This window comes from Streptomyces cupreus (genome assembly GCF_014257025.1).
Classification (GTDB): domain Bacteria; phylum Actinomycetota; class Actinomycetes; order Streptomycetales; family Streptomycetaceae; genus Streptomyces; species Streptomyces cupreus.
The window spans coordinates 55,792-68,549 of record NZ_JACMSF010000002.1 but is presented as its reverse complement, the minus strand read 5'-3'; the positions used below and the strand labels follow the sequence as shown (position 1 = coordinate 68,549).

Genomic DNA, 12,758 nt, shown 5'->3' with positions numbered 1-12,758 from the left:
ACGGTGCCCGTCAGGCCTCGGAGGCGGGCACCACGCTCAGGTGGGCCGCGGTGCGGCGCGGACGTCCCGCTCCGCGCGAGGAATGCGCGGGGCGGCGCGCGTCGCGCAGCACCAGAGTGATCCGCGTACAGCCCATGTCCTTCAGGATGCCGGGCGTCTCGTCGACGATCCGGCAGTCGGTGGCGCCCCAGCGGGGGTCGGGGTGCAGCAGCGGTCTCACGGCGCCGTCATGGGCGACGGCCTGCTCGCCGACCGTGCGGATCCAGTGCGGCAGGCCGTGCCGGTAGGCGGCCTCCATGATCGGATCCTGGGCGATGTCCCGGCGAATGGCCTGCAGGCCGTGGTCGTGGCCGTTCCGCTCCAGGGCGGCCGCGAAGTTCGCGAGCATCGGCAGGCACCAGCGGGACTCGTGCTCGCCGAGGACGGTGCTCGCATCGGGGTGGAACAGCACGAACCGGAGGAAGTTGTCACCGGGCATGGCCGTCGGATGCGGGCCCACGCCACGGAAAAGTGACGCGAAAGCGGTGTTGGCCAGGACCACGTCCCAGCGGCGATCGAGCACGACGGAGGGGAACGACACGGCCTCCAGGAGGCTGGCGTAGTCCTGGAGATAGGCCTGGGCCTCGGGATCCTCGGGGACGGGCCGCGGTGCTGATCGCTGCCCTCCTGCCTGATATGTCATCGGGAGGTCACCCCTCTTGCCTGTGCGGCCTTGACGCGGCGCCCCGATCCTGCTGCCCCGATGCGAGCGGTGTCAACTATCGTGGCATTTCATGCCGGTTGACGGCTGAAATTGGACACAGTTGTGGCGAGACCTGGATGCGAGTTCGAACCACCCGCTACTCTCCGGGAAGTTCACGGCGACCGCTGGTGAGAAGTCGGTGAGAGACGTAGGAGTTCTGTCGGTGACGGGTGGCTTCGAGGGTCCGGGCGCCACGGGGACGGCGGCACTGCCGGCCGTCGTCGCTCGCGTGACCGCGCTCGCCGACCGGCTGGGCGTGCCGCACACCGAGGTCTTCGACACCTGGCGGCTGTCCGTCGCCTCCGGTGTCCCCGAGCCCGTGGTCAAGGCACTGCTGCGCGGCCGCCCCGCGGGCGAACCCGACGTACAGGCCCGCTTTCTGCAGCGCCTCGACCTGCTGCGGCGTACCCGGCTGAAGCCCAACGGCCGCAAGTACACCCAGCAGGAGATCGCCGACGGCGCGGGCATGTCACGGCAGCAGGCGGGCGCCCTGATCAACGGCGACCGGCGCCCCACGATGGAGCACTGCGACGCCATCCAGCGCTTCTTCCGGGTGCACGCGGGATTCCTCACCGCGGAGGATCCCGAGGCACTCGCGGGCGCCCTGCAGCGCACCGAACAGGAACTCCTCCAGCAGCTCGCCGAGCGGGAGGCGGCCGCCGCGGCCGAGGACCCGCTGGAGCGGCTGCTGCAGGACCACGGCGTGCGCGGGATCGCCTGGCGGGCCGCGCAACTGCCCACCGACCAGCATCGCGACAAGGTCGCCGAATGGCTGGACATGCTCCTGGAGAGCGTCAAGCGGCCCGAGTCGTGACCCGGGGGAGAACTGTGGGCATCCGTAGGGACATGCACCGCCTGTGCGGCGAACTCGTCGGCGAACTGCAGCTCCCCGCTCCGGCGCACCCGGCGGACCTGTACGGCGCGCTGTGCGAGGCGATGGCCAGACGCCGTGGCCGCCCGGTCCGCTTCCGTACGGCCGCGTTCCCGCCCGGCACCGCGAGCGGGCTGTGGCTCGACATGGCCGACCAGGACCTCGTCGTCATCGAGGAACGCACCGCCCCCGACCATCAGTTGGTGATCCTCGGTCACGAGCTGTGGCACATGAAGGCCGGACACTGCGGTCATCACGTCGAGGGCGCCACGGTGGCGGCCCGGCTGCTCCAGGACGACGCCCAGCTGGAGGCGACGGTACGGCAGGTGGCGGCGCGCAGCCGCTTCGATCTGACCGACGAGCAGGAGGCCGAGAGCTTCGGGCTGCTGCTGGCCAGCAAGTGCCGTACCTGGCTCGCGGGTTCGTCGCTGCGCGGGCCGGTCCAGAAGGATCATCTGGCGGGCCGTATCGAGGCCTCGCTGGGGTACCGGGGACCGCAGGGCTGAGCGCCCCGCACGTCGGTTTCCACCTCCGCTGAGTGGGCGAACCGGCGAGTGGCCCGACCCGATTGTCAGTGGTGGACGGCAAGCTGGTGGTGCGCCCTGATTCGCGGGGCGGGAGACGACGCCGACTTTGGGGAGAGCCGACCGATGCCCACCGCCGTACTGACCGACCGCGAACGCGTGGCCGTGCAGGCGTATCTACGGCTGCTGCACACCGTGCGGGCCGCCTTCGATGTCGCCGGAGGCCCGCCCGGTGAGGCACGACCACCCGTGGTGCCGCCCAGTGTGCTCGCGGAGGCGGAGCGGGCGCTGGCGGACGCGGGGCTCACGGGCAACGAGGAGGAGTTCTTCCGGCTGCTCCAGAACTGGTGCCCGCAGCCGTGAGGCGCCTCAGGTGTGCGGCAGGGCGACGGCCGTGGCGACCAGACCGCGCTCCACGGTCCAGCGGCCCTCGAAGACGCCGATGCGCCGGCCGCCGACCAGGGGTCCCGGGACGAGGAGCGTGGCGCTGAAGCCGCCGCCGGGCCCCCCGTCCGCGTCGGCGAAGAGGTCGATGTCGGCCTCGGTGAACTCCAGCCACTTGCCGGTGAGGGGGAACCACGCCTTGTAGACGGACTCCTTGGCGCTGAACAGCAGCCGGTCCCAGCGGATGTCGGGCCGTTCGTAGGACAGCCTGCGCACCCGCTGGGCCTCGCCGGGCAGGGACACGGCGGCCAGTACCCCGTCCGGGAGCGGCTCGTTGGGTTCGGCGTCGATGCCGAGGGAGGCCAGGGCGGTGGCGCGGACCAGGGCGGCGGCGCAGTAGCCGTCGCAGTGGGTCATGCTGCCGGCCAGGCCCTCGGGCCAGCGCGGGGCGCCCCGGTCGCCGGGCACGAGCGGCTGCGGCGGCACCCCGAGCTTCTCCATGGCCCGGCGGGCGCAGACGCGTACGGCGGCGAACTCACGGCGGCGCTTGTCCACCGCCTGCGCGACGACGGCGGCCTCCTCGGGGTACAGGACCAGGGCGCCGGCGTCCTCCTCGCCGTATGCCTCCACGGTCACCACCGAGTGCGGCAGCAGCTCCTCGATCACGGGGCCCCGTCCTCCCTGGGCAGTATGCGGCGCAGCCGTCCCGGCGGTTCCGGGCGCTTGCGCCACTCGCGCGGGTAGCCGACCGACACCTCCTCGAAGCGGACGCCGTCGTGCCAGGTGGTCCGCGGGATGTGCAGGTGGCCGTAGACCATGGTCTCCACCCGGAACCTGCGGTGCCAGTCCGCGGTCAGCTCGGTGCCGCACCACATGGCGAACTCGGGGTGCCAGAGGATCTCCATGGGGTGCCGGTCGAGCGGGTAGTGGTTGATCAGGACCGTGGGCAGACCGTCGGGAAGCCCGGCGAGGCGGCGCTCGGTCTCGGCGACCCGGGCCCGGCACCAGGCCTCGCGGGAGGGGTAGGGGTCGGGGTGCAGCAGGTACTCGTCGTTGCAGACGATGCCGGTACCCTGCGCGTACTGCAGGCCCTGTTCCTTGGTCGCACAGCCCTGCGGCAGGAAGGAGTAGTCGTAGAGGAGGAACAGCGGGGCGACGGCCACCGGGCCGCCGACGCCGTCCCAGACGAGGTACGGGTCCTCGGGGGTGGTCACACCGAGCTCGCGGCACAGGGCGACCAGATACTCGTAGCGGGCGACGCCGCGCAGGGTGACGGCGTCCCGGGGGTGGGTCCACAGTTCGTGGTTGCCCGGGGCCCAGATGACCTTGCTGAAGCGGCCGGCAAGCGTGTGCAGGGCCCATCGGATGTCGGCCACGGTCTCCGCGACGTCGCCGGCGACCACCAGCCAGTCGTCGTCGGTCTCCGGGCGCATCTTCTCGACTAAGGCGCGGTTCTCTTCGTAGCCGATGTGCAGGTCACTGATGGCCAGCAGCTGTCCGGCACCGCCGACCGTCGACGCCACCTCTCGTCCCCCTCCGCACGTGGAAAGCACCACCAGAACACATTCGCGGTTCTGGTACAAGGCGGGTTCCCGCCTACGGCGGGCGTGTCGGGGGCACGACCACGGCGTCCCATGATCCAGCCGTGCATGATCGGGAAATCCGTAACACGCATGTTGCACGCGGGGCCTTCGCGGGGCCGTATGATCGCCCCAACACCACCGCCATGAGCTTCCCTTCGCACGGAGCGGTTTGGTGTCCCTCCAACCTCCCTGGCCGGGCACGGCCTGCTTCGCCGTGCCCGCGAACCGTGAAAGGCGGCCTGCATGGTCTCTCGCGTACGCGTCTGGCTCAACCGCACGTACGCGGAGAACGTGTTCTTCATGGATCAGCTGCGCCGAAATCCCAGCGACCGGGCCGTCGAGATCCATGCCACGCACGGCGACGCCGACTCCCCCGTGCTGGCCGCCGCCGACACCGCCGATCTGGAGCCGGAGGGCCTGTCGCCGGCCGGGTACGTCGAGTACGCCCTCGACCAGTGCCAGCGCCGCGGTATCGACGTCTTCGTGCCGCGGCTGCACCAGTCGGCGGTCGTCGCGCACCGCGCGGAGTTCGAGGCGGTCGGTACGGCACTGCTTGCGCCGCCGCCGGAGGCGGTGGCCGTCTTCCACGACAAGGTGGTCGCGTACGAGGCCGTGCAGGCGATCGGCGTGCCGGTGCCGCCATGGTGGCGGGTGCGCGGCGCCGAGGAGTTGGTCGCCGCGGTCGAGGAGCTGGAGGCGGCCGGTCACAAGGCGTGCTTCAAGCCGGCGTCCGGGGCGGGCGGTGTGGGCTTCCGCGTGATCACGCGCGCCCCGTTCTCGCTCATGCACCTCAACGGCTTCCCGAGCCCCTATGTGCCGCTGGACATGGTCCTGGAGGCGCTGAAGGAGGCCGAGGAGGAGGTGGACTGGCTGGTCATGCCGCGCCTCGAACAGCCGGAGGTGTCGGTGGACTGCCTCACCGGCCCCGACAACCGGATCCGGCTGGCGGTGGGCCGCACGAAGAACGGCCGCCGACGCGGGTTCACCCTGCACGAGCAGTGGCTGGAGCCGGCGCGGGCGATCGCGGAGGGGTTCGGGCTGCACTATCTGTCCAACATCCAGTTCCGGATGTTCGGCGACCGGCCCGTGCTGATGGACGTCAACACACGTCCGGCGGGCGGGCTGCACCAGCTGGCGCTGTGCGGTGTCAACGCCCCTTGGGCGGCTGTGCAGTTGGCGCTCGGCGAGGAACCGGGCGAGGTCGTGCCGCCGTTTCTCGGACAGGACTACACGGTCGTCTCCGGGCCTCGGCCGCTGCGGAGCGTGTCGCTGCCCCAGCAGCGCCTTGAGGAGCCCCAGGAGCGCCTCGAGGAGAGCCAGCAGACCCTCCCCGCCCTCCCCTCTCCCGTCAACTCCGTTGCAGACAGGGCGAGTCAGGCACTGCCGCTCTAGAACTCCGCCGGTATGGACCAATTGCCGCACAGCTCCTTGACAGCTTTGTTGGTCCATACCAATTTGGGTTGCGCACACTTCTGCACCACCTCCCGAACGACCCCCATTCCTCAAGGGAGTTCGCGTGCGCACCTCACTGTTCAGACGTTCCAGACGTCGTCTTCTCGCCCTGCTCGGCGCCGCCGCTCTCGCGGTCGGCGGCGCCGTCGCCCTTCCCGGTACGGCCCACGCGGCCAACATCCTGTCCAACCCCGGCTTCGAGTCGGGCGCCCTGAGCCCCTGGTCCTGCACCGGCAACCTCGGCTCGGTCGTCTCCTCGCCCGTGCACGGCGGCACCAAGGCCCTCGCGGGCGCGGTGAGTTCCAGCGACATCGCCAAGTGCAGCCAGGCCGTGCGCGTCCAGCCCAACACCGCGTACACGCTCAGTGGCTGGGTGCGCGGCAGTTACGTCTACCTCGGCGTGGACGGCGGCGCCTCCACCTGGACGACGTCACCGTCGGCGTACAGCAAGCTCAGCGTGTCGTTCACGACGGGCGCCTCGCAGACCTCGGCCACCGTCTACACGCACGGCTGGTACGCGCAGGGCACCTACCACGCCGACGACATCAGCCTCGACGGCCCGGGCGGCGGCTCGGACACCCAGGCCCCGACGGCACCCACCAGCCTCCGCTCCACCGGCAAGACCTCCTCCAGCGTCTCCCTTGCCTGGAACGCCTCGACGGACAACGTGGGCGTCACCTCGTACGACATCTACAGCGGCTCCAACCAGGTGCTCACCGTGTCCGGTACGAGCGCCACAGTGAGCGGCCTCTCGCCCAGCTCCGCCTACACGTTCACCGTGCGGGCGCGGGACGCGGCCGGGAACGCCTCGGCACCCTCCAACTCCGTCTCCGTGACCACGGATCCGGGTGGCGGCGGCACCGGGTTCAAGCAGGCCGCGCCCTATCTGTACCTCGGCTGGGGCGATCCGCCGAGCGCGACCTCGGTGATGAGCGCGACCGGCATCAAGTGGTACACGATGGCGTTCATCCTGTCCTCCGGCGGCTGCAACCCCGCCTGGGACGGCAACCGGCCGCTGACCGGCGGCAACGACCAGTCCGTCATCAACTCGATCCGCTCGGCGGGCGGTGACATCGTCCCCTCGATCGGCGGCTGGAGCGGCAACAAGCTCGGCCCCAACTGCTCCACGGCGGAGGCGCTGGCCGGTGCCTACCAGCGGGTGATCGACGCCTACGGCCTGAAGGCCATCGACGTCGACATCGAAAACACCGACGAATTCGAGAACGCGGTCGTGCAGGACCGCATCCTGAACGCCTTGAAGATCGTCAAGGCCAACAACCCGGGCCTGCGCACGATCATCACCTTCGGTACGACGACCACCGGCCCGAACTACTGGGGCAACCGGCTCATCGACCAGGCCAGGGCGCTGAACGCCAATATCGACGTGTTCACGATCATGCCGTTCGACTTCGGCGGCGGCGCCGACATGTACGGCAACACCGTGAACGCGACGGAGGGGCTGAAGAACAAGCTGAAGTCCGCCTTCGGGTGGGACGACGCCACGGCCTACGCCCACATCGGGATCTCCGGCATGAACGGGCTGAGCGACCAGCAGGAGCTCACCTCTCCGGCCACCTGGACGCAGATCCGTGACTGGGCCAACTCCCGGCACATCGCCCGGCTCGCCTTCTGGTCGGTCAACCGCGACCGGCCGTGCCCGGGCGGGGGCGTGGTGAGCAACTGCTCCGGCATCAGCCAGAGCAACTGGCAGTTCACGTCCATCACGGCCGGCTTCACCGGCTGACGCGCGGCGGGCGTGGGGGGACACCCGCCCCTCAAAGGGGTGGCCTCACAGGGGTGGCCCTGGACCCTAGACCTCGTACCCCCACGCCTTCGCGATCTCCTTGAGCCGCGGCGGCAGTTCGGCCGTGGGGTCGGCCGTGCGGGCGGGCTGGATGCGGCCCGACTTGATGGTGCTGCTCCAGTCGCCGAGCTGCGGGCGGAACTTGCCGTGGTCCTTGCTGCCGTAGTCGAGCATGCCGCTCTCCCACTCGACGCCGAGGTACTCACAGATGGCGCGGGTGGCCTTCTCCGGCTCGGCGGTCAGCTCCTCGTACGTCACCACATGGGCGTCCAGCGTCCGGCGCGCCTCCTCCAGTTTCTCGGAGTAGTTCAGCACCTCCGCCAGGATCTCCTCGTGGTCGGGGTCCTTGCGGCGCTCGGTCAGGGACGCGATGATCGCGCCCGGGTGGCGCAGCAGCAGAATGTAGCGGGCGTTCGGCCAACATCGGTGCAGCCGGGGCCAGATGAGGGTGTTCGGCGGCGTCTTGTCGACGATGACGTCCTTGCCGCTGCGGGTGAGTTCGAGATGCATCACCCGGTCCCAGAGCAGGTGTTCCAGCTCGGTCTTGTCCAGCTCCAGCGCCTTCATGGCGTCCGCGGTGAAGCTGCGGGTCAGCTGGACGTGGACGGTGCGCAGATGCATCTCGTGCGGGGCGCGGATCCGGCTGTGGCTGTTGAGCAGCACCCTCAGCAGGGTCGAGCCGGAGCGCACCGAGGACAGCACGAACACCGGGGAGTCCACCAGGCGCGGGGCGCGCGGGGCCACGTAGGACGGCTCCTTGGGCTTCACCTCGGTCCGGGGCGCGGGAATGGCGTCCAGCGTGCGGCGCGGCGGGCTCACCGCCTGGATCATCAGCCTGCCCCGACGCCTGAGCCCCTTGCCGATCACAGACTTGCGCGAGTCTCGCACCGTCACACCTTTCTCTTACTCCTTGCCTCCGTATCCCAGAGGCAGAAGGGAAACTCCAGGTGTCCGTGAGGCAAAGCGCCATGGTCGCGGAGTCCCGGATTCCGGCCGTGACCTGGCGCTTTACCGCTTCCTTAAATCTTCATGGAAGTTCCCGGCACAATCCTTCCACGATCAGGACCGTCCGGACCCCCGGTACAGCTCCAGCTCCCCCTCCAGCTCGACGGCGAGGACCGTCGCGTAGGGGTCGAGGTCGGCCGCGGCGGGCGGGTCGATCCACAGTACGCCGGGGGCCTCGTGCAGTCCGCCGATGACCCGGTGGGGCAGTTCCCGGCCGCTGCCGAGGACCGTGACCCGGCGCACCTCGCTGACCAGGCCGCGCACCCCGATCTCGGCGCGCGGGATGTCGAACAGGGTCAGATACAGGGTGCGCCGGTCCGCCGAGAGGGTGCTCGGCCCGTAGTGGTGCCCGGCGGGCAGCCCGCGCACGGTGCCGTACACGGCGTCCGCGTGCCGGCCGATCCAGGCCCCGAGTCCCTCCAGACGCTCGGCCTGTTCGGCCGGGATGGTGCCGTCCTCGCGCGGGCCGACGTCGAGGAGGAGATTGCCGCCTCCGCCGATCGTCTCGGTGAAGTAGCGGATCAACTGGCCGAGCGACTTGTGGTTGTGGTCGTGGTGCTGGAAACCCCAGGAGTCGTTGATCGTCAGGCACAGCTCCCAGGGCCCGTCCGGCGGGATCAGCGGGGCGCCCTGCTCGGGGGTCGCGTAGTCGCCCTCGCTCAGCATGCGGGCGTTGAGGACGACGTCCGGGACCTCCGAGCGGATCAGCGCGGCCAGTTCGGGGATGCGCCACTGCTCCTCGCTGCGCTCCCACTCACCGTCGAACCACATCAGGTCCGGCCGGTAGCGGGAGGTGAGTTCGCGGATCTGGCCGTCCCGGTAGGCGATGTACCGCTCCCAGGCCGCGAGGTCCTCGAACTCGGCGGCCACCTCCGAGTAGCGGTTGTCCTCCTGCTCCGGCGGCCGGCCCGGCTTGCGGGTGGAGGCGTAGTCGGGGTGGCTCCAGTCGGAGTGCGAGTAGTACAGGCCGACCTTCAGGCCCTCCTCGCGCAGCGCGTCGGCGTAACCGGCGATCAGGTCGCGGCCCACGTTCAGCTCGCCGTGGGCGGTGTCCCACAGGGCGACTCCGTCGTGGTGGCGGCTGGTGAGCACGGCGTACCGGGCGCCGGCCCGGGCGAAGAGCCTCGCCCAGGCGCGCGGGTCGTACCGATCGGCGGTGAAGCGGTCGAGCTGGGAGAGGTACCGGTCGTAGGGCACGATGTCGTCGTAGAACGACCAGGACTCCTGGACGCCGTCCACGGCGTAGATCCCCCAGTGGACGAAGATCCCCAGCTTGGCGTCGGGGAACCAGGGCGGTATCGGCACGGCTAGCTCCTCGCCAGACGCAGGGTGAGGATCTGGAACGGGCGCAGTTCGACGCGTACGGCGCCGTCGGCGATCTCCGCCTCGCAGAGCGGGCGTTCGAGGAGGTCGGTGACCTGGGCGCCGGCCAGCGGGAAGCCGGGGCGCAGGACGCCCTGGGCGCGGCCGCCGCGGGACTCGTAGAGCCGTACGACGACATCGCCGGAGCGGTCGTCGGCGAGCTTGACCGCCTCGACCGTCACGCCCTCGCCGTCCACGGAGACCACGGGTTCGGGCGCGCCGGCCGCGTCCGCCACGCGCAGCGGCAGGTTGAGGGCGTAGCCCTCGGCGACGGCGTCCTCGATGCTCGCGCCGGGCAGGAGGGAGTAGGTGAAGCGGTGCCTGCCCTGGTCGGCCTCGGGGTCGGGCACGCGCGGGGCGCGGACCAGGCTGAGGCGGACCGTGGTCGTCGTACCGCCGTCCTCGCGGACCGTGCGGGAGATGTCGTGGCCGTAGGTGGAGTCGTTGATGACGGCGACGCCGTAGCCGGGTTCGCCGAGGTGCACCCAGCGGTGGCCCGAGACCTCGAAGCGGGCCGCCTCCCAGCTGGTGTTGGTGTGCGTGGGCCGCTGGATGTGGCCGAACTGGATCTCGGCGGAGGAGTGCGGGGCCCGGATGTCGATCGGGAAGCCCGCCTTGAGGAACTTCTCGGCCTCGTGCCAGTCGATGTCCGTCTCGAAGTCGATACGCGGGCTGCCCGCACGGAGGGTGATCGTCTGGGTGATGGTGGAGCCCTTGCCGAAGGACCGCACGACCCGGACCGCGCCGATCAGCGGGTCCTGCTCGACGACCGTGATCTCCGAGGCGTCCAGCAGGTCCGTGTAGCGGTTCTTGTAGTGCTTGTCGACGTCCCAGGCGTCCCAGTAGTTGGGCAGGTCGGTGTGGAGGCGGAGCAGGTTGCCCGCGTCGGCGAGGACTTCGCGATCTGCTCGCAGGTCCCGTACGGACGACAGGGTTCCGTCCTCGGCCACTTCCACGCGCACCAGGCCGTTGTCGAGGACGCGGCCCTCGACGGTCACCGGCCGCGCGGGCTCGGCGGGCGCGAGGGGCGCGCTGCCGCTGGCGGGCACCCGCACGAACGCGGTGTTGCCGTCCCGGTCGCGCACGACCTCGTGCCGCTCGAACGGGCTGGTGTTGAAGACCCGGGTCTGCCCCGCGCCCAGCGCCGCGACCGCCTCGGCCGTCAGCGCCTCCAACTCCTCGGCGACACGGGCGTATTCGGCCTCCGCCTCCCGATGCACCCAGGCGATCGACGACCCGGGCAGGATGTCGTGGAACTGGTGCAGCAGCACCGTCTTCCACAGCCGGTCCAGCTTCTCGTACGGGTACACATGGCCCGGCGCGTGCAGCGCGGCCGTCGTCGCCCACAACTCCGCCTCGCGCAGCTTGTGTTCGCTGCGCCGGTTGCCCTGCTTGGTGCGGGCCTGGGTGGTGTAGGTGGCGCGATGCAGCTCAAGGTAGAGCTCGCCGACCCAGACCGGGGCGTCCGGGTACTCCTCGCGGGCCTTGGCGAAGAAGTTGTCCGGGTGTTCCACGACGACCTTGGGCGAGCCCTCCAAGTCGGCAAGCCTGCGGGCCCGTTCCATGATCTCGCGGGTGGGGCCGCCGCCGCCGTCGCCCCAGCCGAAGGGGGCCAGCGAGCGGGTGGCGCCGCCCTTCTCGGCGTAGTTGCGGACCGCGCGGGCCATCTCCACGCCGCTGAAGCGGGCGTTGTAGGTGTCGACCGGCGGGAAGTGGGTGAAGATCCGGGTGCCGTCGATACCCTCCCACCAGAAGGTGTGGTGGGGGAACTTGTTGGTCTGGTTCCAGGAGATCTTCTGGGTGAGGAACCACTCGTTGCCCGCGAGCTTGGCGAGCTGCGGGTAGGCCGCGTTGTAGCCGAAGGAGTCCGGCAGCCACACGCCCTTGGTCTCGATGCCGAAGTGCTCGATGAAGAACCGCTTGCCGTGGATCAGCTGGCGGGCGATGGCCTCGCCGCCGGGCAGGTTGCCGTCGGACTCGACCCACATGCCGCCGACCGGCGCCCACTGCCCCTTCTTCACCGACTCCTGGATGCGCGCCCACACCTTGGGGTAGTTGTCGCGCACCCACTCGTACTGCTGGGCCTGTGAGCAGGCGAAGATGAAGTCGTCGTACTCCTCGGCCAGCGCGGTGACGTTGGAGAAGGTCCGGGACGTCTTGCGCTTGGTCTCGCGGATGGGCCAGAGCCAGGCGGAGTCGATGTGCGCGTGGCCGACGCCGGAGACGATGTGGGCGCTGGCGTGGGCGGGCTTGGACAGCACGGGCCTCAGGGCCTCGCGCACCTCGGCCGCCGAGCCGGAGATGTCGTCGAGGTCGAGCAGGTCCATCGCCCGGTCCAGGGCGTGCATGATCTCGTGCCGACGCGGGTCGTGCTCGCCGAGCTCCAGCATCAGTTCGCGCAGCACCTGGATGTCCAGGTCGAGGTGGAAGACCTCCTCGTCGAGGACGGCGAGGTCGGCGCGCTTGAAGGTGTAGAGCGGCTTGTCCCCTGCGGTCAGGACGTCACCGAGCGGGGTCGGGCCCGCGAAGTCGCCTGCGAGGATGTCAGGGTTGGAGGCCGCCTCGACCAGGTAGTCGATCTGCTCGCCACCGGTCGCAGGGTTGCCGATCGGGACGTACTGATTGAGGGGGTTGACCGCCTTCAGCGGGGTGCCGTCCGTCAGATGGACCAGGGCCTCGGCCTGGTTGCCGGGCCAGTCCCCCACGAAGCCGAGGTCGATGACCGCCTCGACGCGCCTGCCCGCCCATTCGGCGGGCACCTGTCCGCGCATCCGGAACCAGGTCGTGCCCCAGGGCGGGCCCCAGGGGGTGTCCATGGCGAACGGGGCGTAGGAGGCTGCCGCCGCCTCCTCGAAGGGGACGGGCTCGCCCGGCGCCTGCCATGCCTCGACCGCCAAGGGCGCGGTGGCCGCGTAGAGGGCGGGCTTGATGCGCTGGCTGTGGAGGCGCTCGACGCGCTCCTCGATACGTCGGCGTTCGTCGTGCATGAAAGTCTCCAGGGAACGAACGGGGGAAAGCGCTTACACGAGGG

At 70.4% G+C, this 12,758-nt stretch carries 11 protein-coding genes; 5 read left to right on the top strand and 6 right to left on the bottom strand.

Annotated features, from left to right (window positions below; translation table 11 throughout):
• Nucleotides 1-10: 10 nt before the first annotated feature.
• Complete coding sequence (locus H4N64_RS02100; RefSeq protein WP_186280323.1) at nt 11-682, bottom strand: MmyB family transcriptional regulator; 672 nt, start codon at nt 680-682, stop codon at nt 11-13.
• Between the two features lie 223 nt (nt 683-905).
• On the opposite strand from H4N64_RS02100, the gene H4N64_RS02095 reads away from it, so the two are divergent.
• The 3 genes from H4N64_RS02095 to H4N64_RS02085 all read left to right on the top strand — a co-directional run bounded on the left by H4N64_RS02095 (nt 906) and on the right by H4N64_RS02085 (nt 2,500).
• Nucleotides 906-1,556: a helix-turn-helix domain-containing protein gene (locus tag H4N64_RS02095; RefSeq protein WP_186280322.1), complete on the top strand. Its 651-nt coding sequence runs from the start codon at nt 906-908 to the stop codon at nt 1,554-1,556.
• Between the two features lie 32 nt (nt 1,557-1,588).
• Nucleotides 1,589-2,119: a toxin-antitoxin system, toxin component gene (locus H4N64_RS02090; RefSeq protein ID WP_186280557.1), complete on the top strand. Its 531-nt coding sequence runs from the start codon at nt 1,589-1,591 to the stop codon at nt 2,117-2,119.
• Nucleotides 2,120-2,263: 144 nt separating this feature from the next.
• Nucleotides 2,264-2,500, top strand: a complete 237-nt coding sequence (locus H4N64_RS02085; protein WP_186280321.1) for a hypothetical protein — start codon at nt 2,264-2,266, stop codon at nt 2,498-2,500.
• A 6-nt stretch (nt 2,501-2,506) separates the two neighbouring features.
• Here the strand turns inward: H4N64_RS02085 and H4N64_RS02080 are convergent, their stop codons facing one another.
• Nucleotides 2,507-3,187 carry a 4'-phosphopantetheinyl transferase superfamily protein gene (locus H4N64_RS02080; protein WP_186280320.1) on the bottom strand — a complete coding sequence of 227 codons (681 nt, stop codon included), beginning with the start codon at nt 3,185-3,187 and terminating at the stop codon, nt 2,507-2,509.
• On the bottom strand, nt 3,184-4,044 hold the full coding sequence (locus H4N64_RS02075) for a metallophosphoesterase (protein ID WP_186280319.1): 861 nt from the start codon (nt 4,042-4,044) through the stop codon (nt 3,184-3,186). Before H4N64_RS02075 ends, H4N64_RS02080 begins: the two co-directional genes overlap by 4 nt.
• A 303-nt stretch (nt 4,045-4,347) precedes the next feature.
• Here H4N64_RS02075 and H4N64_RS02070 point away from each other — a divergent pair, with 303 nt between their 5' ends.
• Together H4N64_RS02070 and H4N64_RS02065 are read left to right on the top strand one after the other, a co-directional pair.
• Nucleotides 4,348-5,496 (top strand): ATP-grasp domain-containing protein, encoded by a 1,149-nt coding sequence (locus H4N64_RS02070; RefSeq protein WP_186280318.1) that lies wholly within the window; start codon nt 4,348-4,350, stop codon nt 5,494-5,496.
• 124 nt (nt 5,497-5,620) lie between these two features.
• Complete coding sequence (locus H4N64_RS02065) at nt 5,621-7,300, top strand: carbohydrate binding domain-containing protein (RefSeq protein WP_186280317.1); 1,680 nt, start codon at nt 5,621-5,623, stop codon at nt 7,298-7,300.
• Between the two features lie 66 nt (nt 7,301-7,366).
• Here the strand turns inward: H4N64_RS02065 and H4N64_RS02060 are convergent, their stop codons facing one another.
• The 3 genes from H4N64_RS02060 to H4N64_RS02050 form a co-directional block, all read right to left on the bottom strand.
• Nucleotides 7,367-8,248 (bottom strand): sulfotransferase, encoded by an 882-nt coding sequence (locus tag H4N64_RS02060; protein ID WP_186280556.1) that lies wholly within the window; start codon nt 8,246-8,248, stop codon nt 7,367-7,369.
• A gap of 171 nt (nt 8,249-8,419) precedes the next feature.
• Nucleotides 8,420-9,670 (bottom strand): alpha-L-fucosidase, encoded by a 1,251-nt coding sequence (locus H4N64_RS02055; protein WP_186280316.1) that lies wholly within the window; start codon nt 9,668-9,670, stop codon nt 8,420-8,422.
• Between the two features lie 2 nt (nt 9,671-9,672).
• Entirely contained in the window at nt 9,673-12,714 is a 3,042-nt protein-coding gene (locus tag H4N64_RS02050; protein ID WP_186280315.1) for an alpha-mannosidase, read from the bottom strand.
• Between the last annotated feature and the right edge of the window lie 44 nt (nt 12,715-12,758).

Coding starts and splice junctions, on each gene's coding strand:
- H4N64_RS02100 (WP_186280323.1), bottom strand. CDS start 682: ATGACATATCAGGCAGGAGGGCAGCGATCAGCACCGCGGCCCGTCCCC.
- H4N64_RS02090 (WP_186280557.1), top strand. CDS start 1,589: ATGCACCGCCTGTGCGGCGAACTCGTCGGCGAACTGCAGCTCCCCGCT.
- H4N64_RS02085 (WP_186280321.1), top strand. CDS start 2,264: ATGCCCACCGCCGTACTGACCGACCGCGAACGCGTGGCCGTGCAGGCG.
- H4N64_RS02070 (WP_186280318.1), top strand. CDS start 4,348: ATGGTCTCTCGCGTACGCGTCTGGCTCAACCGCACGTACGCGGAGAAC.
- H4N64_RS02050 (WP_186280315.1), bottom strand. CDS start 12,714: ATGCACGACGAACGCCGACGTATCGAGGAGCGCGTCGAGCGCCTCCAC.